Genomic DNA, 19,656 nt, shown 5'->3' on the forward strand with positions numbered 1-19,656 from the left:
CGAGTGTTTGATTGTTTTACAAGCAACAGGCCATGCAACCGAACGACCTGCGCTCGTCATGCCTTCTGCCGGAAGAGCTCCCCCTCCTCCAGCGCGGCATGCCGATTGTATACCGCATACAATCGGCAAACAATCAAGCCGTCATAGACGGCATGTGCGACAACCTGGGCGCACCCCGGTCACATTCACTTCTGGATATCGACGTAGCGCCAGGCGGCAGCCGCCAGAATGGGATGATGCTTGTATCCCTTGACGTAGCCCTGGATAACATGATTACGGATGCGAACATCGCGAAGCACCCACGGTTGCTGAGCCATCACGATCTTGTTCATCTGATCGAACAAGGCATTACGTTGTGGTCCGTCCGCCAGCTTGCGGCTGGCTTCATACAGGCGGTCATACTCGGCGTTCTTGAAGTTGGCGGAATTGGCATCGCCGCTGTTCTTGCCATACAGCAGCTGCATGAAGTTATCACCATCCGGGTAGTCTGCCGTCCAAGACATGCCCCACATCTGCAGCTTGCCTTCATGCGAGGCTTTGTTCAGCTCGTTCCACTTGCCATACTGGAAATTCAACTTGATCTTCAGACTGTCAAAGCCCTTTTGCCAGTATTCATTCCATTGTTTGTCCACAGCCGAAGTACCTGTCCCCTGCGTAATCACCAGCGGCTGGCCATTCGGCCGGGTACGGTAGCCATCAGCACCCACCTTGAAACCAAAACGATCCAGCAGGGCATTGGCAGCAGCAATGTCATACTTAGCCCCAGCACGGAAATTCGGGTTATGCCCCGCTACGCCCGGCGGAATGATGTAATTAGCCGGCACCGCTTGGCCCCGGCGAATGGTGGCTATGGTTTCATTGACCGGGAAAGACATGGCAATGGCACGGCGCAAGGCCACGTTCTCCTTACTATCGCCGCCGACTACCGGGTCATCCATGTTGAAGTAATCAAAAATGGTTTCCAGCAAAGGGCTACGCTGCAGCTGAATCCCCTGCTTGACCCATTCATCGGCCAGATGGGCCTCGGTCGGTTTTTTCGGGTCCATCACCAGCACCTTGCTCATCACGGCTTGCGAGACCATGGCCTGGTCCAGCTGCTTGCTGGCAAAGGACAGCCACAGCGGCTGCTCTTCTTCCATCACATAGTATTCAATCCGGCCGACGAGCGGCAGGGTCTTGCCTTTCAGCGCCTTGACGATGGCGGCGTCCATCGGATCCTTGCCGGCCACGCTGTCAAACACCACCTTGCGGAAGCTGGGACTGGCTTCCAGCACCATCTTGTTGCCCGGCTTCCACTCCTTCAGCACAAAGGGGCCGGTACCGACCGGGTGGGCATTGGTGTTGTCCTTATAAGTCTCGATCGCCTCACGTGCCACGGCACCAAAGCTTGGCATGGCCAGGATGTAGAGGAAGTTGCGGTTGGTTTCGTCCAGCGTGATTTCCAGGGTGTACTTGTCGACCACCTTGAGGCCTTCAACCGCCGTATCGTAGTTCAGCTTGCCCTTGCCTGCGGCTTTGGCCAGCTCAGCCAGGCCTTTGACATGATCCTGCACCAGGAAGCCCCAGGGCGAATTGATGGTCGGGTCAACGTGGCGCTTGATCGAGTAGGCAAAGTCCGCCGCAGTCAGCTCACGCTTCTTGCCCCCAAACGCCGGATCATCCGAGAAGAAAATACCCGGCTTGATCTTGAAGGTGTACACCGTGCCATCCGCAGAAATGGTGGGCATGCCGTCGGTGACATTCGGCACCAGCTTGGACGGACGGGCCAGATAGTCATAGGTCACCAGCGTATCAAACACATTCTCCAGCACCCGGCTTGAAGCCTCGTCCGACACCTTGGCCGGGTCAAACCCGCTCTCGGTATAGTTGACGACGGTGCGGTATACCTTGCTCATGTCGGCAGCGTGCAGCCCTTGCAAGGCCATGGCCACCAATGAGCCCAGGAGAATGTGTTTTGTCTTCATGTTTGCGTCCTCTGATTATGGTCGAATTGTCAATCCGGTGTGTTACCCACCGTGGGAAGGGATTATGCACGTTTCATGGGGAAAGGCGAGTACCCCTAGCCCTTTGTTCAGAGCACAGTTTGATGGGATGCTTGACGTTATAGAACGATTGTTCTATTATGGTATCACTAACCCGACAGGAGCATCATCATGTTGACTGCCCGCCCCCATGTTGACCGTAGCACTCACACCGGCGACCGTGCCGTGTTTGTCGCCACCCTGCTGATTGGCTTCATGCTGCTGGGCAGCAGCTTGATGGTGTAAGCCCCTTGCTTCGCTGCGGACAATCTGCTTTGATGAGCGCCGCCAACCCTACGCGTTGGCGATGTCAACTCACCGATTGGAATTCATCATGATGCCGTTTGTCCGTATGCTGACTCTGCTGTTCAGCCTGTTGACCTTGTCCCGCGTTGCTCACGCTGCACCGGATCTGGAAAATACCCTGTATCTGGATCTGAAAGATGGCCGCGTGGTCATTCAGTTGCGCCCGGATCTCGCGCCGAAGCATGTTGCCCAGATCAAAGCCCTGGTGCGTAAACGTTTCTACGATGGCCTGGTGTTTCACCGGGTGATTGATGGCTTCATGGTGCAAGGTGGTGACCCCACCGGTTCAGGCGCGGGTGGCTCGGGTCATCCCCTGAAAGCAGAGTTCTCCAAGGAAAAGCATGTGCGTGGCATTTTGTCCATGGCCCGCACACAAGACCCGGATTCGGCTGACAGCCAGTTCTTCATCATGCTGGGTACCGCCCCGCACCTGGATGGTCAATACACCGTCTGGGGCAAAGTGGTGAAAGGCATGGAATTCGTCGACAAGATCAAGAAGGGCGACCAGGCCAATAATGGCCTGGTGAATGGCCCGGACAAGATTGTACGCATGCAGGTCGCCGCAGACTCCGCCAAAGCTGGCAAGTAATCCGTCACACCATCTGGAGCGCCCCGCCCGGCAGCTTTTGCTGCTGAGCGGGCATGCTGCTTACAATACTTTTTCCATGAAGATGCTGTTGGGAATGTCCAGGTAATCCCCAAACGGGCCACGCAGGGCAAAGCCACAGCGGGCATACAAACGCAATGCCTCGGGCTGGGCCGGGCCGGCTTCCAGCATCAGTTGACGACACCCCGCTTCACGCGCCTGCTCTGCCAACGCCTCCAGCAGACGCTCAGCCAGCCGCTTGCCGCGGTGGCCGGGGCGCACATACATGCGTTTGACTTCCGCATAATCAGTATTGAGCACCACCGCACCGCAGCCGACCGGCTCGCCCTCACGCTCCACCACCAGAAAGCGGATGTTCGGTGCCAGCAAGGCTTCTGCTGGCAGACCGAAATTGTCTTCCGGCGGATACAGGCTGGAAAGGTACTCATCCAGCTCAGCAATCAGCGCACGATGGGGCGCATCCAGCGGCGACGCCAACCTGACCCGCACGGTTTGTTCTGCAACAGCACGCATACCTTCCTCACTCTGACAGAATCGGGCCCTTCCTCAGACCCCGATCATGCTACAGCAAGAACAGTACCACGCTTGCAGCGGCCATGGATGGTACAAGCAGCAGCATTCATGCCCGAAAATGAGCGGTATCACACCGTCCATGCACACGGATGGTGCATCAGGCCACACTGGGTTCTGCAGGCAGTATCACCTGCATCAGCATCAGATCACGCCACTCGCCAAACTTGTTCCCCACCTCACGCAGCCAGCCACACTGTTCGAACCCGGCTGCCGCATGCAAGGCCACGCTCGGGTCATTGGGCAAGGCGATCACCGCAATCAGGGTGTGCCAGCCCAAGCCTTGGGCGGCTTGCATGACCGCGCGCAGCAAGGGCGTACCGATACCCTGCCCCTTGGCTGCGGGAGCCAGATAGACCGAATGTTCCCCGGTATAGCGGTAGGAAGGTCTGGCCCGAAAACGACCCAGTGCACTCCAGCCCAGAATGCGTCCGTCTTCATCTTCCGCCACAAACACCGCCTCACCACTGGCCTGGCGTGCCGCCCACCACGCCGCTTGCGCCTCTGCATCTCTGGCGACTTCTTCAAAGGTATGTGCAGTGTGCAGCACAGCATGGTTGAAAATATCCGCGATGGCGGGCTGGTCCGCCTCGGTCGCCGGGCGTACTTGCCATTGCAGAAGGCGGCAATGCATCACATCGGCACTGCTTGCACACACGCTATTGACCAGTGGATGGGACTGCCAGCAAACCGGCAGCTCCTCCCGTGTCACCCGCTGGAAACCCTGTTGGGTAAACCAGTCCACCGCCGTCTCGGTCAGCAGCCAAAGCTGGCGCACACCCTGCGCACGCCAGTCACGTTTGCAGCGCGCCAGCAAGCGCGCCGCCACGCCTTGGCGCCGCCAACCCGGATCCACCGCCAGGCTGCGTACCAAGGCCGCTTCACCCACCTGGTCTGCCGTCAGAAAGCCCACCACCCGCGCGCCGGACAGCGCCACCCAGCCCTGGGCATACGCGCTATCCAGCCCCATGCTAGACAGCCCGGCCTGCTGTAACAGCACGTCCACCCCCGCCCTGTGTTCAGGGCGCGCCGATTGCAACACCAACGCTTCTGTCATGGCTGTCCCTCCAGCTCTTCCTGCAGGCTGCGGTAAAGCACCTGCAAGGCCGCTTCTACAGCGGCGCGTTGTGCTTGTGGCACGCGTTCGAGCACATGCAAGGCATGCGCATTCAGATAAGCCTCCAGCGCCGCAAACTGAGCCTGCCCCAACGGGGTCAGTGTCACCATGCAGCGCCGCTTGTCGGTCTCAGGGATGCTGCGCTCCGCCCAGCCTTCATCAACCAGCCGGTCTACTCCACGACTGACCCAGCTTTTCTCCAGTCCGCTCAGTAGCCCCAGCTGTTGTTGACTCAGTGGCCCCTGTCGTCCCAGCAGCGTCAGCAACGTGCATTGCCCCTGCCCCACCACGCCGTACTCGGCCAGCGCCTGTTTCTGGGATTGCACATAGCGCCGCGCCAGCTCACGCAAAATGACGGCTCCCATTGATCCCTCCATATCGTTGCTATTGGCAACAATATGGCCTGCATTTGGCATGGTTGTCAATAGCAACCATTAAATGCAGCGGCAATGCTATGCTAAAGGCATGATTCGAACCCTGCTTGCCCTGCTCAGCTACTGCCTTCCGCGCCTATGGGCGGCGGCCTTCCTGTGCTCGGCCTTGATCAACCTGCTATGGCCCAGCCATTTTTTGCACCCGCAACAGCACTGCGCGGTGGCATACACAATCAGTGCCGGTAGCGATAGCACCAGCAATGTCTGGACCTGCCAGCCGTACTGGTGGGCTACCCAGCATTGGGGAGAAGCTTTTGCCCTGAAGCTGGTCACGCTGCTGGACCTGCTGATGGCCGGGCTATGCTGGTCGCTTTACCACTTCCGCCACCGCCTGCGCGGGGATGGGGCGTAAGCTGAACCACAGCTGAACCCAACCGCCGCCTGTCACGACACATCACACCGCTGTGCTAAGCTGGGCACCAATCCATCACCCGAAAGAACCCTGCACATGCGGCAACCTGGATGGCGCCTGCCTATCATCCTGTTCCCTTTGTACATCGCAACCGTACAGGCTGGTCAGCCGGTCTCCCTGCCACGCAAGCCACCCGCTGAACTTGCACCGACCAGCACGCTGCCAATCGAGCAACATCTGGACACGCTGCCGGAAAAAGCCTACCGCGATTACGTGCAGACCCGCTTGGCCACGCTGGATCAGAGCGAGCCGCAGCGCAGTGCCGAGCTGGATTGCAAGCAGCCGGGCTGGCAACCGCTGTTTGCGGATATTGCGACCGTGTTGCTGGTCTGTGACAAGCTGGAAGCGCTTGACCCGCCCCCGCCACCACAACCCGTCAGCAAAACGCCGAGTAAAGCGCCCGGGCCGGAGCTGCAACGCCGCTATCGCATGCAGTATCGACTGGTCAACGCGGGCCCGCTGACCTTGGGCAATGTCAGGCTCAGCAGCTGGAAGAACAGCGTGTCCGTGCTCAGCGCCACCCCGCTGACCCTGCCGCCAGGGCAGTGGATCAAAGGCGACATGGTGTTCCGCTATGAGCCCTGGCCGAACCAGCCCCGCCTACAGATAGACAGCCGCAGCATCACCGTGGCCCTGCCTGACCCAGCCGCTCCCTGAGTCAGCCCATCATCAAGGAGATCCCCATGCGCCGATTGTTTCTCTGTGTTGCGTTGCTGTGGCTGGCGGGGTGCGCCAGCGTTCCCAAGAACCTGAATCCGCCCAAAGTCAGTCTGGCAGACATTGAATTCGGTGACTTCGGCTTACTGGAGCAAACGATGGTGCTGACGCTACGACTACAGAACCCGAACAATATTGACATTCCACTGGATGGACTGACCACCCAGCTGGAGGTCAATGGACAAACACTGGCACAAGGCAGCAGCCGCGAGCGCGTCACCCTGCCCCGGCTGGGTGAGGCCATGCTACGCATGAACGTCACCAGCAACCTTAGTGGCCTGATCAAGCAGCTGCGTCTGCTGCGCTCAGGGCAGGGCCAACAGTTGCCCTACCTGCTGCGGGGGCAGGCATTCATCCCCCAGCGCAGTGAGCCTGTTCCGTTCGAGTATCAGGGTGAGCTACTCCCTCAGCTCCGGCATTAAGACCGGCGCATGCCACATCGTGCACCGGTCTTAATGCTGTAGCGCATGCTGCTGCAACCGTCCCTCAACCGCAGCAAGCCTCCTTGCTGCTGTCAGAGGGAACACAGCAGCCCGCGCCAGCTTCATCGCGTTCTGGCGTTGTTTTCAGCGGCACGCAGCATGCGCCTTCCGGTGTGACGGTATCCTTGCCATATACCGGCACATCTTCCAGCGTCAGAAAATGCTCCCAAGCAATGCCCTGGGGATCCATTGTCCAGTGTTTCTCACTGCGCGCATAGCAGCAGGTGGCTTGCGGCTGCTCTAGCACCGCGGAACCGGCGGCCTCACCCGCCTGCAGGCGCAGCTGCTGCAGCTCAAGCTCCGATTCCACCTGGAAGCCGAAATGGTTCAGCCCGGAGGTATGGCCGCGCGAAGAAATGGCAAAGTTCAGACGCGGATCGTCCAGCATCCACTTGGCGTAGTCCTCGCGCTGAATGGTGGGCTGCTGCGCAAACAGCTTGCTGTAAAAAGCGATGCTTTGCTGCAAATCATCCACGGCAACATGGGCGTGAAAGCGTTTCATGGTCAGGCTCCTTCAATTGAGTGTTTCATTCATGCTCCCCCTGTCTGGGGCGGGCTTGCAAACTGGAGGTGATGCCGCTGTCTGCAGTACTGCAGCATCAGGTTGCGCCACCTTTGTTTGCATATTTCAAATATTATTGAAATTTTAAATAAAATGCAATAGCAGGGCGCATGCTTGCTGTTGCAGCATGGCAGTTTCATAATGCGCGCTGTCCCATCAGGAGTCTTCGCATGCCTATTGCCGGCCTGGGTTTACATATCATTGCGGCCATCTTTTTTGCCATCCATGCCATCCGAACTGGGCAGGAGCGCTACTGGGTATATCTCCTGTTCATCGCGCCGGGGGTGGGCAGCGTGGTGTACTTCATTGCCATTTACCTGCCACAGTCCAAGCTGGAGCGGGGTTTGCGCAAAGTGTCACGTGCTGCGGTACGCAGCCTGGACCCGGGGCGGGAGTTGCGTGAAGCCCGTCAGGCCTTTGACCTGACTCCCACCGCGCAGAACCGCATGCGACTGGCGGAAGCCCTGCTGGAGGCCGGGGAACCTGCTGAAGCCGTCAGCCAGTTCGACGCTTGCCTGCAAGGCCCGCTCGCCAATGATCCGGAAATCCGGCTGGGTGCCGCCCGGGCCCGCCTGCTCAATGGTGAAACCGGCGCAGCAGAGCTGATGCTACGGGGTCTACAGGACAGCCACAAGGACTTCCGCCCCGAAACCGTGTTGCTGGCGTTGGCTGAGGTGCTGGCCAAGAGTGGGCAGCAGGAAGCTGCGCATCGCTGCTATATCGATGCGGTGGCCCGCTTTGGTACGGCACAGGTGCATGCCGAGTTTGCCATCTGGGCCATGTCGGTGAACGACATGGTCACTGCCGAGCAGCAGCGCGCAGCGCTGGAGCAAATCATGAGGCACTGGACCCGCAGCACCCGCCAGTACAACCGCGAGTTGATCAACCGCGTCAACGCCGCGTTTACCCGGCAAAATAAGGTTTGATGCAAGAGCAGGCCGGATACCGGCCCACATCACTAATGCAACCAAGTTGCATTAGTGATGTGGGCCGTGCTAGTCTCATGGTCATCGGCACAACCCTTCCCGCCCCATGTCTGCATCCGATCGCCGCCTGCCTGTCACTCTGCTGACCGGTTTTCTGGGCAGTGGCAAAACCACCCTGCTCAATCATCTGCTGCAACAGCAGCAGCTGGCCCGTACCTTGGTCATCATCAACGAATTCGGCAGCATCAGCCTAGATCATCTGCTGGTCTCCCATGTGCAGGAAGACATGGTGCTGGAGCTGGCCGGGGGCTGTGTCTGCTGCGCGGTACGCGGTGACCTGAAAAGGACCTTGCGAGAGGCGGTCTGGCGTTATGCCCGCGAAGGCAAGCGACAATTTGACCGGGTGGTGATTGAAACCACCGGCCTGGCCGACCCCGCCCCCATCCTGCATACCTTGATGAACGACCCCTTGCTGCAGCAAAACTACAAGCTCGACGGGGTAGTCACCACGATAGATGGCGTAAACGGGGCGGCCACCTTGCAGGCCCACCCCGAATCGGTCAAGCAAGCCGCGGTGGCCGACAGGCTGTTGCTGACCAAGGCAGACTTGTGTCCACCCGCACAGCTGGCCGCGTTGTGTGACGACCTGGCGCAGCTCAACCCGCATGCCCGCCAGATGCTGGTGCAGCATGGTCAGGCCGAGGCTCGCTTTCTATTTGACCTTGGGCTGCCTCAGGTCATTGGACAGGCGGCAGACCTGGCGCACTGGCTCAGCGACATGCCGCCGAGCTCGCCTTATCGCAAGCATGGCGCTGAAACATCACCCCATCTGGCAGACATCCACAGCTTCTGCATCGAATACGACCAGCCGATCGACCCGGTGATGTTCGATGCCTGGCTGGGCCTGCTGGTCACCCTCAAAGGGCCGGACCTGCTGCGGATGAAAGCCATCATTCACCTGAGCGACCGACCGTTGCCCATTGTGCTGCATGGCGTGCAGCATGTCTTCCATCGTCCGGCAGAGCTGACGCACTGGCCGCATGCGGACCGGCGCAGCAAGATGGTGTTCATCACCCGTAACCTCAGCCGCGAACAGGTGGAGCATAGCTTCACCGCCTTCCTCGACACCCATCAGGAAACGCTGGCCCAACTGGCCTTGCAGACGCCAACAGAGTAGTCAGCACGGCACAGACCGGCGACAATACGGTTTGCCTGAATGCTGGAATGTGCTGTGCTGTTACTGTGTGTCCGACCCTCACCCACGGAGTTGCCATGACGGATGCCCGCGCCTGGGTACGCTTGCCGTCCGGCAAAAGGCTGGACCTGCTCAATCCCACCCCGTTCGACTGGGACGATGAAGACCTCGCGCTGGGCCTCGCGCGCACCTATCGCTGGGGTGGACATTCTGCCTGGCCGCTGCCCCTGTCGGTGGCGCAGCACTCGCTGACCGTGATGCACTTGCGACAAAGCTGGCACAAGGGTCGGCTGTCACCGATCCAGAGCCTGCGCGAACTGCTGCACGATGCCGACGAAGGTCTGCTCGGGTTTGACTGTATCTCGGTGTTAAAGCCGTTTCTGGGTGAGGGCTTCCGCGCGCTGGCGCAACGACTGGAACAAACGGTGTTCCTGCGCTACGGCCTGCCCGCCTGGCAGGACAAGGACCGGCTGGAACACAAGCGCGCTGACCGCGTCGCCGCGGCCAGCGAAGCCGTGCATGTGGTGGGCTGGCAACCCGAGGAAGTACGCCGCACCTTGCAGATCCGCTTTGCCCCGTTGGATCGTGACGTACTACATACCGTCTACGGCGGTACGGCATGGGAACCCTGGCCGCCCGGAGTGGCCGCAGAGCGCTTCCTCGCTGCGCTGCATGAGCTGAAGCATACCCTGGCCGCGGCAGTGCCAACCCCGGCGGCCCCGACCAGCGCCCCCGGCAGCCTGTTCTGAGCGGTTCGTCTTAAGCGCTCAACGCAGCTTCCAGTGCGGCGGTGTCCTCAAAGAAGTGATACAGCGCAATCTTGCCCTGGCTCACCCGGCAGATCAGCGCCCAGTCGCTGACAAACGGTTTGCCGGTGGCCACACTGTAGTGCTTCAGCTTGCCATGCAGGGCGGCATGCTCGCCCTCACCAAAGGCCGCTTCCACCTCAAACTGCTCTGGCTTCAACACTGCAGCAAAAGTCTTGAACACTTGGGTTGCTCCTTCTGGGCCACGATAGGTACCATACAGCGGTACCTTGCTGCTCGGCTGCGGGCGGCTGGGGATAAAGGTCGCATCATCGGCCACCAGTGCCAGGGCTTCCGGCATGCGACCGCTGAAAACGTGGTCCAGAAAGGTCTGCACAGTTTGAATGCTGTTCATGCTGATTACTCCTCAAAGGTTGGAAAAACCGGCCAGCGTCAGCTTGCCGATAGCATCACCCCGCTCCAGACGAGTGTGGGCGTCATCCTGCCGAGCTCGGCGATACGAGACACAGGTCAGCATGTCTGTTCAACTGGCGCCTCCGGGCCGAGACGAGCAGCGGCCCTTCAGCAAGGCCTCTTCATGTGCCATCGGGTGTACCTGTTTGACGGCTACCGCAGGCATGCTTTCGGGTAACGGGTTCATGTTGTCGTCCTTACTCAAAACCTGGACGCAGTGTAGGGCGTTGATTGATTCAGGATAACTGGTGAAAATTGGCACCATCTGTGCATAAATAACCGGATCACCATGCAGTGGGATGACATTCGCTATTTCCTGGCCTTGGCCCGCCAGGGCAGTCTGTCGGCAGGCGCGCGCTGGCTGAATGTGGAGCACAGCACGGTGTCACGCCGGGTAGGGCAACTGGAAACGACGCTGGGCTTACGCCTGTTTGATCGCTTGCCACGGGGCTGGCAGCTGACACAGGAGGGTGAAAACCTGCTGCCACAGGCACTGGCAATGGAAGCTGCCATGCTGAGCCTGCAACGTACCGCGCATGTCCAGCATGCCTTGAGTGGACCGGTCCGGCTGTCCGCCCCGCCACAGATGCTGAACCACATCTTGTTGCCGCTGCTGCAGCCGTTCCGCCTGCGCTATCCGGAAATCCAGCTGATTTTGCTGGGTGAGCAACGCCGCGCCCGGCTGGAGCAAGGTGAGGCCGATCTGGCACTCCGGCTGGACGAGCCCAATACCCCGGACCTGATTGCCCGATCACTATGCCAGCTCGGCTATGGTCTGTATGGTCTGACACAATGGCAGCACGCAGCCGACAGTGAACGGGTCTTTCTCGGCTTTGACGACAGCCTGGCCGGCATGTCCTTGAAGGTGTGGCTGGACACACATGCTGCCGACCGCCCCTTTGCCTTGCGCAGCAATGATCTGGAAACGCTGTTCCAGGCCGCCCGGCAGGGTCTGGGCGTCGCCCTGCTGCCGCACTTTCTGGCAAAGCGTGCGCCAGAGCTGGTGCATCTGAGCGCTTCCGCACCTGCAGACAAGCCACTCTACCTGCTGATGCACCCGGATGTTCGCCGGGCACCGCGGGTACGTGCGCTGGCTGACTATCTGATCACCACGCTGCCCGCAGCGCTCTCTGTCAGTGGCTAGCGCCAGTATCTCGCATCGGGCGAGTCCTGGTCGCTCCAGCTGTCTGCCCCGTCAAAATAGCGCAACGCCACCTGCGCCAGCAGCGTGGCCGGAAACATCCGCACATTGACGCACATGTGGTGCGGATCCACATCCGGCAGCAGCGACTCCCAATGGGTGGTACAGCCACAATGCCGGCAGCGGACATAGCGCAGGCTGCGGTCACCCCAGACATACGACTCGGTCGATTCCGGATGCCCTTGCAGCTGCACACGGTCGGCCCGGCAATCGGCCCAGACTGCCGCCAGTCGCCGGCAAATCGAGCAATTGCAGCGGACAGCACAGGTGGGCATCACCATCAGCCGTAATCGCACCGCACCACAATGGCAAGCGCCCTCCAGCAAATCTTCGGCGTTCACGTCGGCCCCTTCTTCTGCCGAAAACGCTGCTGTCGGGCATAGTTGGCACAGGCCGCACTTGAGCAGTATTGGCGGGACAGGTTGCGTGAGTGATCCAGAAAATACCAGCCACAGCCCCGCTGATCGGCGCAACGCTTCAGGCGTTTGGCGTGCTCTCCAGACAACAGCCCCGCCAGTGACAGCCACAGGTAAGGCCCGAGATCAAACCAATCGGAGGGAGGGGGGGCCGCTTGCAACCCCTGTGCGGTCCAGACCAGCGTCGGGAACGTAGCCGGGCCATGCCAAGGCCTGCCCTCATCCAGTACAGACTCCAGCACGGCACGCACCCCCGCACGGGCCTGCCGGGCAGCAGCCAGGGCTTGCTGGGCGGCCTCGCTGTGCCGGGATGCCCACAAACTGGCACGCACATCATCGGGCCATCCCAGCCAGTCACCCACCAGTGCCAGCCACTGTTCCGGCTGCTCCAGACGGTCGATATGGCGCGTCGTGCCTCGCCAGACCTCGCTGTTCAGCACGGTCAGGCACAGGGGGGATACTTCGGTCAGTTCAAGATACTGGCTCATTGCATCATCCTACCGCGTTTGGCTGCGGCTGGGCAGCGGTCTGTCCACACAAAATTAACGCTCAAAATAAATTTTATACGTTAAACTAAATCAATATGACACTACCCTTTCACCCCAGACAGGAGCTACACCATGCCCGCCCTCCGCCACTTGCCCCTGCTCACCATATTGATGGCCTGCACAGTCGCCGCCGAATCCGCCACCGATGCGCTGCGCCTGAACCGCTTTGACGATCCCTTTGTACAGCTCACCCAGGGGCTAGACGGCTGCCCGCCCGCTGAAGGCCCCCTGCTGACGCTGAAGGAGGCCAATGCCGAAGCCCACCAGCGGGCCGAGCGCGGCAACAGTTGCTGGGCCGCAGGCCGCTGCCGCTTCTCCAGCAGCTTTGCCTACGACAAGGAAATCATGGAGCGGGTACAAAAGGCGGTTGCCGCCGATGGGCGCTTCGGCAAAACCACGGTGTGGGCACTGGGCCAACGCCGCTGGATCTGGTTGAAAGGCTGTGTCAACAGCGAGGCTGAGGCTGCTGCTCTGGTACAATTGATCGGAAGCATTGATGACGTGCAAGCGGTGCTCAATCAACTGACGACGGACCCGCATGCATCCCCGCCTTATCGCACTGCCGATTGAACCGGAGTCCCCATGTCGCATGCCCGCATTAGCTCGCTCAGCCGTTGCCCTACCCATCAGTTCAGCAAACAGACCGAAACGCAGCTCACCCTGCTCGCCGGGCTCGGCGTGGAGGGTGATGCGCACTGCGGTGAGAAGGTCAAGCATCGCTCACGGGTGGCGGCCAATCCGGATCAGCCGAATCTGCGGCAAGTTCACCTGATCCACGCTGAACTGTTGGACGAGTTGAACGGTCAGGGCTTCACCGTGGCGCCGGGCGATCTGGGCGAGAATATCCTGACCCGCGGTATTCCCTTACTGGACCTGCCCACCGGCACCTGCCTGCGCCTGGGTGAGCACGCCGAAATCGAGCTCACCGGGCTGCGCAACCCCTGCGCGCAAATTGAGAACTTCCAGAAGGGCCTGCTGGCTGCCGTGCTGGGGCGGGCGGAAGATGGCTCGCTGATCCGCAAAGGCGGCGTGATGGCCGTTGTCCTGTCCGGCGGCGTGATCCAGAGCGGGGATGCGATTCAGATCACCCTGCCCGCCGAGCCGCACCGCCCGCTGGAGAAGGTGTAGCCCTCAGCGCTGCAGGAATTGCGCGTACGGCAGATAGTGTCCGGGCTCTGCCGCATCCACCCAGCGAATGCGGCGTCCCTTGACCAGAAAACGGTCCAGCAGGGACGAGGCGCTGCTCACCCCCATGCAGGCGGGATTGAAGCGCGCGGCGTAGATCCCCCCTTCCGGCCGTTGCGCTTCTTTCACGACAAACAGGCAACGCGCCGGAACCTGCGGATAAGCCTGGTCGTGGATCAGGCGCGTACGCAGCCCTTCCCCCTGTGGGTCCGTCGCGGCCCGGAGTGGGCCTGTGCTCAGCCACAGGGTCAACAGCACACTCACTGGCAAGATGCGGGATGCTTTCATGCGTACAGCATAGCGCAGCAATAGCGCGCCATCCAGCCCGGACTTACAGGATACCCTCCAGCACGCGGGCCCGCATCACCGGCTCAAACGCGGTCACCGTATAGGTCGCCACGCCAGCCTGCACCAGCGGGTCCGCATCAAACACCGCCTTCACCTCATCCAGGTGCTGCTGCCGGGAGAGGATGATGCCGCCGCTGCGTGGCTGTTTGCGCCCTCCCAGCAAGAAGAGGCCTTGCGCATACAGCCCGGCCAGATAGTCACGGTGTGCCTGAACGTGGCGGTCCACCTCGTCCAAGGGTTTGACGAAGGTCATATCAATCAGAAACATGAGTCACTCCCGGCGTTGCCGATGGGTTTGGAAGTGGGTTATCATATTGCTTCTTTTTTAGAAGCGCAACACTATGCCGACACCCAAACCCGGAATCCCGGTTCGTGGCTCCACCACCGGTCGCCCCATCATGGCCCTGTTTGACCTGCTGGGCCGACGCTGGACCATGCGCATCCTGTGGGAACTGAGCCAGCGCCCCTGTACTTTCCGCGAACTGCAGCAGCAGTGTGAGCAGATGTCGTCCAGTGTGCTGAACACCCGGCTGGGGGAACTGCGTGACAGTGGCCTGCTGGCGCAGCATGAATTGGGGTACAGCCTGAGCCCATCAGGCCAGACGCTGATGCAGCTCATCGCCCCGCTGCGGACTTGGGCCGACCAGTGGCAAGCGTCTTTGCCTGACACCCCCACCACGTGAGGGCACGCGGCGGCGCGCCCTCAACCGGCTGGTGAGCGGGGGCTTACCCCAGCAGGGCATCCGTCTCCTGCTCCAGCTGCTGCATCAGGGCGGTGGCATGCCGCTCTTTCAGCAGCGGCGCTGCTTGCCCGCACCAGAGCGAGCCCAGGTCGGTCCGCCCGGCGGCCTGCGCGGCTTTCTTCAGTTGCCCGGTCAGCCAGTTCTGCACCGGATACGGTGCCACCGCCTGCCCCCGGCTTTCTTCCACAAAGCGATTGCGGATGCCTCGGGCCAGTCGCCCGCTGAAGGCGCGAGTCAGCTCAGTATGGCGCGCCGCCGGGCTGAACAATGCCTCTCGGTGCAAGGCGTGTGTTCCGGATTCCTCGCACGCCAGAAATGCCGTGCCAATCTGCACCGCGTCCGCCCCCAGCAGGCGGGCAGCAGCAATGCCCCGGCCATCGGCAATGCCGCCAGCGGCAATCACCGGGATGCGCACCGCGTCCCGCACCTGCGGCAGCAAGGCAAACAGCCCTGTCAGCCCTCGCTCCGGCTGCTGCAGGAACGCCACCCGGTGCCCACCTGCCTCAAAGCCTGTCGCCACCAGCATGTCCAACCCGGCCGCTTCCAGCGCAATCGCCTCATCCACGGTCGTCGCCGCGCCGATGGTGACAATGCCCAGCTCACGGCAGCGGTCCACTACCGCGGGAGCCGGTGCGCCAAACACAAAGCTCAGCACGGCGGGCCTGGCTTGCCAGATGGCCTCCACTTGTTCGGCGTAGCGCGGCATGAAGCGCGCGGGCTGTGCCGGCAAATCCGCGCCCAGCTCCTTGAAGTAAGGGGCCAGTCGGTCACGGTGCGTGGTGAATTCTGCAGCGCTCAGTTGCGGGTCATCGCTGTCCTCGAAGGGCACCCACAGGTTGAGGGCAAACGGTTTGGCCGTCTGCGCCCGGATGTCTGCACTTACCCGCAGAATCCCGTCCCCATCGAGGTGATGCGCGCCAAACGAACCCAGACCGCCCGCTTCCGATACGGCAGCCACCAGCGCAACACTGGACAGGCCACCGCCGAACGGGCCTTGCACAATCGGCACCCGCAGACCCAGCCGCTGGCTGACCGTACTGTGTTTCCAGCCTGCCATGGCTTAACCCTCCGCCTGCAGCGCAGCCTGCACCGCCGGACGGGCCGCAATCGCCTGCATGTAGTGCTGCAGATGCGGCAAGTCCGTCAAGTCCAGCTGCACATAGGCGGCCCAGCGGGTCACCACAAACAGATAAGCATCAGCCACCGAGAAACGCTCGCCATGCAGGAATTCACGTCCCGCCAGCACACTGTCCAGCCAGACATACTTCTTGCGCAATAAGGCTGACAATACCTTTTTGGCCTCCGCATTGACCTGTGGATTAAACAGCGGCGTATACGATTTGTGCAGCTCGGTGCTGATGTAATTCTGCCATTCGACCACCCGTACCCGATCCAGGCTACCGGCCACAGGCAGCAATGCCTGGCCGGGCTGACAGTCGGCCAGACACTGGGCGATGACCGGGCCTTCGCTCAGATACTCGCCATTGGCCAGCTGCAGCAAAGGCACCTGCCCCTTCGGATTCAGCTGGTACAGGTCTTGACCCTGGGCCGTACGGTGCTGGTTGAGGTCGACCCGTACCAGGTCCAGCGACATTCCCAGCTCCCGCGCAACGATATGCGGGGCCAGTGAGCAGGCATTGGGGGCGTAAAACAGCTTCATGGCATGACTCCTGTCGGTGAGGTTAACCGGTCAGCACGGACCGGACAGGGCACATGCTATGCCTTGCGCTGGCACAGAAAAATCAGTAATCATGCACAACATTCATTACACCATGTAATCAATATGGCACGGCGCTTTGATGAAGTGATGCTGGGCAGCATCGAACTGTTTTGCACGGTGGCAGAATGTGGCAGTTTTACGGCGGCTGCCGTCAAATCAGGGCTGGGGCAACCTGCAGTCAGCCGCAGCATCAGCCGCCTGGAACAGCGGCTGGGGGTCAAGCTGTTTGAACGCACCACCCGCCGCATCAACCTGACTGACGCCGGGCAGCACTATTACCAGCAATGTCGCGCTGCCCTCTCGCAGATCAATGCCGCCGAGCGTGCGCTGGCCGATGCACAGCGCACCCCCAGCGGCACCGTGCGCCTGAGCCTGCCAACACCCCTGGGCCATTACCGCATCCTGCCCTTGCTACCGGCCTTTCACGCCCGCTATCCGCAGGTAGAGCTGGAGATCCAGCTCAGCAACCACAATGTGGACTTCGTAGTCGATGGTTTTGATCTGGCCGTACGCGGCCGCCCGCCCAAGGACTCCGGGCTGGTGTCACGGCCCCTGCTGGATGCCGAGCTGGTGGTGGTCGCCTCACCCGACTATGTACTGCGACACGGAGCGCCGAACACTCCGGATGCACTGCTGCAGCATCAGTGCATCCAGTTTCATCTGCCCAGCAGTGGCCAATTGATCAGCTGGCTATTCCAGCATCAGGGGCGCGCCTTCAGCCTGCCAACACAAGGAGGCCTGCGTTGCAGTGACGACCTGCTGGGGTGTGTGACGCTGGCACGGGCAGGTGGCGGCATCCTGCAAACCTATCGCTTCATCGTCGAGCATGACTTGCAGAACGGACGTTTGCTGGAGTTGCTGCCCGACTATGGCGGACGCAGCCGCCCGTTCTCCCTGCTCTACCCGCGCCAACCTCACATGCCCCAGCGCCTGCGGGTCCTGATCGACTGGCTGCTGGCAGCGTTTGCCCCGCCGCAGGCCAGCCCGCTCAGCCCACCGGCAGCGGGGCAATCCGCTTGATCGGCTCCAGCGCCACCGTGGTCTTGACGGAACGCACACAGGGAAGATTCATCAGCTTGTACATCACAAAGCGGGACAAGGACGGCAGGTCCGCCACCACCACCCGCAACCAGTAATCCGCCTCACCGGTCACCGCATACGCCTCCAGTACCTCAGGCAGGGTAATGATGGCATCGGCAAATTCGCGTACCGCCACTTCGCCGTGGCGCTCCAGCCAGACGTAGGTAAACGCCAGCACCGACAGCCCCACCCGTTCCGGCCGCAGGCTGACCCGGTACCCCTCCACCACGCCAGTTTCTTCCAGCCGCTGGATGCGGCGCCCGATCTGGGAAGCCGACAGTGGAATCTGCTGTGCCAGTTTCTGATGAGTGGCACGCGCGTCCTTCTGCAGCGCGTCTAAAATAAGGTAGTCGAAGCGGTCCAGTTCAATAACGCTCATATCACGCACATTTTAGCCTTGATATGCATCAGTAAAGCATGAACCTGCAATTACATGCAAACATTGCGGCATCTCCGCATCGCAGAGCGTTTAAGCTAGTGAGCTCTTACTTGCCAGAGGTCACCCCATGGAAAGCGCCAACGTCTACAAGGTTCCGGACATCACTGTCGAAAAGAACCAGGGTCTGCAACACGCCGATGACTTCACCATGGCGCAGCCGTTCGAGCGCTATACGGCGGAAGACCATGCCATCTGGCATCAGCTCTATCTGCGGCAAAGCGCCCTGCTGCCAGGCCGAGCCTGTGAGGAATTCCTGCAGGGCATGCAGCAGCTGGATGTGGCGCCCGACCGGGTACCCGACTTCGATCACCTCAACCGCAAGCTGGCACAAGCCACCGGCTGGCGTGTGGTGGCGGTGCATGGCTTGATCCCGGACCATGTTTTCTTTGATCATCTGGCCAACCGCCGTTTTCCGGTCACCTGGTGGCTGCGCGATGCCGCCCGTCTGGATTATCTGCAAGAGCCGGATGTCTTTCATGATCTGTTCGGCCATGTCCCCCTGCTGATCAACCCGGTATTTGCTGACTACCTGCAAGCCTACGGTCAGGGCGGCCTGAAAGCGGCGTCGCTCGGCGCCCTGCCGATGCTGGCCCGCCTGTACTGGTATACCGTCGAATTTGGCCTGATCCAGACCCCGTCTGGCCTGCGCATCTACGGTGCGGGCATCCTGTCCAGCAAGAGTGAATCCATCTATTGCCTGGACAGCGCCAGCCCGAACCGGGTGAAGTTTGACCTGGCGCGCATCATGCACACCCGATATCGTATCGACACCTTCCAGAAAACGTACTTTGTGATCAACAGCTTCCAACAGCTGTTCGATGCAACGGCACCGGACTTCACCGAGCTGTACCATAGCCTGCAAGGCAGCCCGATCCTGGGAGCCGGGGAACTGGCAAGCGACGATGTGGTCCTTAACCGGGGCACGGGTGAAGGTTGGTCGGATACGGCAGACGCTTGAAAACCTGTCCAGTGTCTGCTGCGTGCCGGCGATACGGCGTTGAAAACAGCTTCGGAATGCTCATTTACACGGAGTAAACTCCGCTTCCTCAGCCGCCTTCGCCTTGTCTCGCCGTCACTCGCGAGACTCTGAACAGGTTCTGAGAAAGGACACTTTATGCTGGAAAAGATGAACCGCGAGCAGGTCGCGGCCATGCTGGACACCCTGCATGGCTGGCAGACCAATGATGAAGCCACTGCCATCGAGAAGGACTTTACCTTTCAGGACTTCAGCGAGGCGTTTGCCTTCATGAGCCGGGTGGCGCTGTTTGCCGAGAAGCACGACCACCACCCGGAGTGGTTCAACGTCTACAATCGGGTACACATCCGGCTGAATACCCACGATGCGGGTGGCCTCACCTCGCGTGACGCGCAGATGGCCCGGTATCTTGAAGAGATTTGCGGTTAAGC

The 19,656-nt window shown here is 60.8% G+C and carries 27 protein-coding genes; 14 read left to right on the plus strand and 13 right to left on the minus strand.

Annotated features, from left to right (window positions below; translation table 11 throughout):
- Positions 1–185: 185 nt before the first annotated feature.
- Positions 186–1,964, minus strand: coding sequence for an ABC transporter substrate-binding protein (locus ACE3O2_RS12320; RefSeq protein ID WP_374337902.1), 1,779 nt, complete (start codon positions 1,962–1,964; stop codon positions 186–188).
- 391 nt (positions 1,965–2,355) lie between these two features.
- Between ACE3O2_RS12320 and ACE3O2_RS12325 the strand changes: the two genes are divergently transcribed.
- Positions 2,356–2,916 carry a peptidylprolyl isomerase gene (locus tag ACE3O2_RS12325; RefSeq protein ID WP_374337904.1) on the plus strand — a complete coding sequence of 187 codons (561 nt, stop codon included), beginning with the start codon at positions 2,356–2,358 and terminating at the stop codon, positions 2,914–2,916.
- A 60-nt stretch (positions 2,917–2,976) separates the two neighbouring features.
- Here ACE3O2_RS12325 and ACE3O2_RS12330 read toward each other — a convergent pair whose 3' ends face one another.
- The 3 genes from ACE3O2_RS12330 to ACE3O2_RS12340 form a co-directional block, all read right to left on the minus strand.
- A complete protein-coding gene (locus ACE3O2_RS12330; protein WP_374337906.1) occupies positions 2,977–3,447 on the minus strand; it encodes a GNAT family N-acetyltransferase in 471 nt (156 codons plus the stop codon).
- A gap of 157 nt (positions 3,448–3,604) precedes the next feature.
- Complete coding sequence (locus ACE3O2_RS12335; RefSeq protein WP_374337908.1) at positions 3,605–4,561, minus strand: GNAT family N-acetyltransferase; 957 nt, start codon at positions 4,559–4,561, stop codon at positions 3,605–3,607.
- A complete protein-coding gene (locus ACE3O2_RS12340; RefSeq protein ID WP_374337910.1) occupies positions 4,558–4,986 on the minus strand; it encodes a MarR family winged helix-turn-helix transcriptional regulator in 429 nt (142 codons plus the stop codon). Before ACE3O2_RS12340 ends, ACE3O2_RS12335 begins: the two co-directional genes overlap by 4 nt.
- 100 nt (positions 4,987–5,086) lie before the next feature.
- On the opposite strand from ACE3O2_RS12340, the gene ACE3O2_RS12345 reads away from it, so the two are divergent.
- The 3 genes from ACE3O2_RS12345 (at position 5,087) to ACE3O2_RS12355 (ending at position 6,606) form a co-directional block, all read left to right on the plus strand.
- The gene (locus ACE3O2_RS12345; RefSeq protein WP_374337912.1) at positions 5,087–5,407 is read left to right on the plus strand and encodes a hypothetical protein; all 321 of its coding nucleotides are present in this window, start codon (positions 5,087–5,089) and stop codon (positions 5,405–5,407) included.
- Between the two features lie 96 nt (positions 5,408–5,503).
- Positions 5,504–6,124 (plus strand): hypothetical protein, encoded by a 621-nt coding sequence (locus tag ACE3O2_RS12350; RefSeq protein ID WP_374337914.1) that lies wholly within the window; start codon positions 5,504–5,506, stop codon positions 6,122–6,124.
- A gap of 26 nt (positions 6,125–6,150) precedes the next feature.
- Positions 6,151–6,606: an LEA type 2 family protein gene (locus tag ACE3O2_RS12355; protein ID WP_374337916.1), complete on the plus strand. Its 456-nt coding sequence runs from the start codon at positions 6,151–6,153 to the stop codon at positions 6,604–6,606.
- A 64-nt stretch (positions 6,607–6,670) separates the two neighbouring features.
- Here the strand turns inward: ACE3O2_RS12355 and ACE3O2_RS12360 are convergent, their stop codons facing one another.
- On the minus strand, positions 6,671–7,168 hold the full coding sequence (locus tag ACE3O2_RS12360) for an ArsI/CadI family heavy metal resistance metalloenzyme (protein ID WP_168877280.1): 498 nt from the start codon (positions 7,166–7,168) through the stop codon (positions 6,671–6,673).
- A 230-nt stretch (positions 7,169–7,398) separates the two neighbouring features.
- On the opposite strand from ACE3O2_RS12360, the gene ACE3O2_RS12365 reads away from it, so the two are divergent.
- The 3 genes from ACE3O2_RS12365 (at position 7,399) to ACE3O2_RS12375 (ending at position 10,098) form a co-directional block, all read left to right on the plus strand.
- The gene (locus tag ACE3O2_RS12365; protein WP_374337919.1) at positions 7,399–8,154 is read left to right on the plus strand and encodes a hypothetical protein; all 756 of its coding nucleotides are present in this window, start codon (positions 7,399–7,401) and stop codon (positions 8,152–8,154) included.
- Between the two features lie 106 nt (positions 8,155–8,260).
- Complete coding sequence (locus ACE3O2_RS12370; protein ID WP_374337921.1) at positions 8,261–9,331, plus strand: GTP-binding protein; 1,071 nt, start codon at positions 8,261–8,263, stop codon at positions 9,329–9,331.
- Between the two features lie 95 nt (positions 9,332–9,426).
- The gene (locus ACE3O2_RS12375) at positions 9,427–10,098 is read left to right on the plus strand and encodes a phosphohydrolase (RefSeq protein ID WP_374337923.1); all 672 of its coding nucleotides are present in this window, start codon (positions 9,427–9,429) and stop codon (positions 10,096–10,098) included.
- A gap of 10 nt (positions 10,099–10,108) precedes the next feature.
- Here the strand turns inward: ACE3O2_RS12375 and ACE3O2_RS12380 are convergent, their stop codons facing one another.
- A complete protein-coding gene (locus ACE3O2_RS12380; RefSeq protein WP_374337925.1) occupies positions 10,109–10,510 on the minus strand; it encodes a nuclear transport factor 2 family protein in 402 nt (133 codons plus the stop codon).
- Positions 10,511–10,858: 348 nt separating this feature from the next.
- Between ACE3O2_RS12380 and ACE3O2_RS12385 the strand changes: the two genes are divergently transcribed.
- Complete coding sequence (locus tag ACE3O2_RS12385; RefSeq protein ID WP_374337927.1) at positions 10,859–11,713, plus strand: LysR family transcriptional regulator; 855 nt, start codon at positions 10,859–10,861, stop codon at positions 11,711–11,713.
- On the opposite strand, the gene ACE3O2_RS12390 is transcribed toward ACE3O2_RS12385, so the two are convergent.
- Together ACE3O2_RS12390 and ACE3O2_RS12395 are read right to left on the minus strand one after the other, a co-directional pair.
- Entirely contained in the window at positions 11,710–12,111 is a 402-nt protein-coding gene (locus tag ACE3O2_RS12390) for a GFA family protein (protein ID WP_374337929.1), read from the minus strand. The genes ACE3O2_RS12385 and ACE3O2_RS12390 overlap by 4 nt on opposite strands.
- A complete protein-coding gene (locus ACE3O2_RS12395; RefSeq protein ID WP_374337931.1) occupies positions 12,108–12,674 on the minus strand; it encodes a CGNR zinc finger domain-containing protein in 567 nt (188 codons plus the stop codon). The genes ACE3O2_RS12390 and ACE3O2_RS12395 overlap by 4 nt, the downstream gene beginning before the upstream one ends.
- Positions 12,675–12,806: 132 nt before the next feature.
- Between ACE3O2_RS12395 and ACE3O2_RS12400 the strand changes: the two genes are divergently transcribed.
- Positions 12,807–13,304: a BON domain-containing protein gene (locus ACE3O2_RS12400; RefSeq protein WP_374337933.1), complete on the plus strand. Its 498-nt coding sequence runs from the start codon at positions 12,807–12,809 to the stop codon at positions 13,302–13,304.
- 12 nt (positions 13,305–13,316) lie between these two features.
- Positions 13,317–13,862 (plus strand): MOSC domain-containing protein, encoded by a 546-nt coding sequence (locus ACE3O2_RS12405; RefSeq protein ID WP_374337934.1) that lies wholly within the window; start codon positions 13,317–13,319, stop codon positions 13,860–13,862.
- Positions 13,863–13,865: 3 nt separating this feature from the next.
- On the opposite strand, the gene ACE3O2_RS12410 is transcribed toward ACE3O2_RS12405, so the two are convergent.
- Together ACE3O2_RS12410 and ACE3O2_RS12415 are read right to left on the minus strand one after the other, a co-directional pair.
- Positions 13,866–14,207, minus strand: a complete 342-nt coding sequence (locus ACE3O2_RS12410; protein ID WP_374337935.1) for a hypothetical protein — start codon at positions 14,205–14,207, stop codon at positions 13,866–13,868.
- 43 nt (positions 14,208–14,250) lie between these two features.
- On the minus strand, positions 14,251–14,535 hold the full coding sequence (locus tag ACE3O2_RS12415) for a YciI family protein (protein WP_374337937.1): 285 nt from the start codon (positions 14,533–14,535) through the stop codon (positions 14,251–14,253).
- 73 nt (positions 14,536–14,608) lie between these two features.
- Here ACE3O2_RS12415 and ACE3O2_RS12420 point away from each other — a divergent pair, with 73 nt between their 5' ends.
- Complete coding sequence (locus tag ACE3O2_RS12420; protein WP_374337939.1) at positions 14,609–14,950, plus strand: winged helix-turn-helix transcriptional regulator; 342 nt, start codon at positions 14,609–14,611, stop codon at positions 14,948–14,950.
- A 43-nt stretch (positions 14,951–14,993) separates the two neighbouring features.
- Here the strand turns inward: ACE3O2_RS12420 and ACE3O2_RS12425 are convergent, their stop codons facing one another.
- Together ACE3O2_RS12425 and gstA are read right to left on the minus strand one after the other, a co-directional pair.
- Positions 14,994–16,067, minus strand: coding sequence for an NAD(P)H-dependent flavin oxidoreductase (locus ACE3O2_RS12425; protein ID WP_374337941.1), 1,074 nt, complete (start codon positions 16,065–16,067; stop codon positions 14,994–14,996).
- A 3-nt stretch (positions 16,068–16,070) separates the two neighbouring features.
- Complete coding sequence (gstA, locus tag ACE3O2_RS12430) at positions 16,071–16,670, minus strand: glutathione transferase GstA (RefSeq protein ID WP_374337943.1); 600 nt, start codon at positions 16,668–16,670, stop codon at positions 16,071–16,073.
- Between the two features lie 123 nt (positions 16,671–16,793).
- Between gstA and ACE3O2_RS12435 the strand changes: the two genes are divergently transcribed.
- On the plus strand, positions 16,794–17,750 hold the full coding sequence (locus tag ACE3O2_RS12435) for a LysR substrate-binding domain-containing protein (protein ID WP_374337945.1): 957 nt from the start codon (positions 16,794–16,796) through the stop codon (positions 17,748–17,750).
- On the opposite strand, the gene ACE3O2_RS12440 is transcribed toward ACE3O2_RS12435, so the two are convergent.
- Positions 17,719–18,189 carry an Lrp/AsnC family transcriptional regulator gene (locus tag ACE3O2_RS12440; RefSeq protein ID WP_205882026.1) on the minus strand — a complete coding sequence of 157 codons (471 nt, stop codon included), beginning with the start codon at positions 18,187–18,189 and terminating at the stop codon, positions 17,719–17,721. The genes ACE3O2_RS12435 and ACE3O2_RS12440 overlap by 32 nt on opposite strands.
- A 127-nt stretch (positions 18,190–18,316) precedes the next feature.
- Between ACE3O2_RS12440 and phhA the strand changes: the two genes are divergently transcribed.
- Entirely contained in the window at positions 18,317–19,207 is an 891-nt protein-coding gene (gene phhA / locus ACE3O2_RS12445; protein WP_374337947.1) for a phenylalanine 4-monooxygenase, read from the plus strand.
- A 156-nt stretch (positions 19,208–19,363) separates the two neighbouring features.
- A complete protein-coding gene (locus ACE3O2_RS12450; protein ID WP_374337949.1) occupies positions 19,364–19,654 on the plus strand; it encodes a 4a-hydroxytetrahydrobiopterin dehydratase in 291 nt (96 codons plus the stop codon).
- Positions 19,655–19,656: the final 2 nt, after the last annotated feature.

Origin of the sequence: Leeia sp. (assembly GCF_041909055.1) — a bacterium.
GTDB classification, from domain to species: Bacteria; Pseudomonadota; Gammaproteobacteria; order Burkholderiales; family Leeiaceae; genus Leeia; species Leeia aquatica.

Excerpts from the sequence above, each read along its gene's own strand:
- ACE3O2_RS12350 (WP_374337914.1), top strand. The coding sequence starts at position 5,504 with ATGCGGCAACCTGGATGGCGCCTGCCTATCATCCTGTTCCCTTTGTAC.
- ACE3O2_RS12340 (WP_374337910.1), bottom strand. The coding sequence starts at position 4,986 with ATGGGAGCCGTCATTTTGCGTGAGCTGGCGCGGCGCTATGTGCAATCC.
- ACE3O2_RS12395 (WP_374337931.1), bottom strand. The coding sequence starts at position 12,674 with ATGAGCCAGTATCTTGAACTGACCGAAGTATCCCCCCTGTGCCTGACC.
- ACE3O2_RS12440 (WP_205882026.1), bottom strand. The coding sequence starts at position 18,189 with ATGAGCGTTATTGAACTGGACCGCTTCGACTACCTTATTTTAGACGCG.
- ACE3O2_RS12435 (WP_374337945.1), top strand. The coding sequence starts at position 16,794 with ATGGCACGGCGCTTTGATGAAGTGATGCTGGGCAGCATCGAACTGTTT.
- phhA (WP_374337947.1), top strand. The coding sequence starts at position 18,317 with ATGGAAAGCGCCAACGTCTACAAGGTTCCGGACATCACTGTCGAAAAG.
- ACE3O2_RS12420 (WP_374337939.1), top strand. The coding sequence starts at position 14,609 with ATGCCGACACCCAAACCCGGAATCCCGGTTCGTGGCTCCACCACCGGT.
- ACE3O2_RS12380 (WP_374337925.1), bottom strand. The coding sequence starts at position 10,510 with ATGAACAGCATTCAAACTGTGCAGACCTTTCTGGACCACGTTTTCAGC.
- ACE3O2_RS12410 (WP_374337935.1), bottom strand. The coding sequence starts at position 14,207 with ATGAAAGCATCCCGCATCTTGCCAGTGAGTGTGCTGTTGACCCTGTGG.
- gstA (WP_374337943.1), bottom strand. The coding sequence starts at position 16,670 with ATGAAGCTGTTTTACGCCCCCAATGCCTGCTCACTGGCCCCGCATATC.
- ACE3O2_RS12365 (WP_374337919.1), top strand. The coding sequence starts at position 7,399 with ATGCCTATTGCCGGCCTGGGTTTACATATCATTGCGGCCATCTTTTTT.
- ACE3O2_RS12325 (WP_374337904.1), top strand. The coding sequence starts at position 2,356 with ATGATGCCGTTTGTCCGTATGCTGACTCTGCTGTTCAGCCTGTTGACC.
- ACE3O2_RS12450 (WP_374337949.1), top strand. The coding sequence starts at position 19,364 with ATGCTGGAAAAGATGAACCGCGAGCAGGTCGCGGCCATGCTGGACACC.
- ACE3O2_RS12360 (WP_168877280.1), bottom strand. The coding sequence starts at position 7,168 with ATGAAACGCTTTCACGCCCATGTTGCCGTGGATGATTTGCAGCAAAGC.
- ACE3O2_RS12385 (WP_374337927.1), top strand. The coding sequence starts at position 10,859 with ATGCAGTGGGATGACATTCGCTATTTCCTGGCCTTGGCCCGCCAGGGC.
- ACE3O2_RS12335 (WP_374337908.1), bottom strand. The coding sequence starts at position 4,561 with ATGACAGAAGCGTTGGTGTTGCAATCGGCGCGCCCTGAACACAGGGCG.
- ACE3O2_RS12400 (WP_374337933.1), top strand. The coding sequence starts at position 12,807 with ATGCCCGCCCTCCGCCACTTGCCCCTGCTCACCATATTGATGGCCTGC.
- ACE3O2_RS12415 (WP_374337937.1), bottom strand. The coding sequence starts at position 14,535 with ATGTTTCTGATTGATATGACCTTCGTCAAACCCTTGGACGAGGTGGAC.
- ACE3O2_RS12320 (WP_374337902.1), bottom strand. The coding sequence starts at position 1,964 with ATGAAGACAAAACACATTCTCCTGGGCTCATTGGTGGCCATGGCCTTG.
- ACE3O2_RS12355 (WP_374337916.1), top strand. The coding sequence starts at position 6,151 with ATGCGCCGATTGTTTCTCTGTGTTGCGTTGCTGTGGCTGGCGGGGTGC.
- ACE3O2_RS12405 (WP_374337934.1), top strand. The coding sequence starts at position 13,317 with ATGTCGCATGCCCGCATTAGCTCGCTCAGCCGTTGCCCTACCCATCAG.
- ACE3O2_RS12375 (WP_374337923.1), top strand. The coding sequence starts at position 9,427 with ATGACGGATGCCCGCGCCTGGGTACGCTTGCCGTCCGGCAAAAGGCTG.
- ACE3O2_RS12370 (WP_374337921.1), top strand. The coding sequence starts at position 8,261 with ATGTCTGCATCCGATCGCCGCCTGCCTGTCACTCTGCTGACCGGTTTT.
- ACE3O2_RS12345 (WP_374337912.1), top strand. The coding sequence starts at position 5,087 with ATGATTCGAACCCTGCTTGCCCTGCTCAGCTACTGCCTTCCGCGCCTA.
- ACE3O2_RS12425 (WP_374337941.1), bottom strand. The coding sequence starts at position 16,067 with ATGGCAGGCTGGAAACACAGTACGGTCAGCCAGCGGCTGGGTCTGCGG.
- ACE3O2_RS12330 (WP_374337906.1), bottom strand. The coding sequence starts at position 3,447 with ATGCGTGCTGTTGCAGAACAAACCGTGCGGGTCAGGTTGGCGTCGCCG.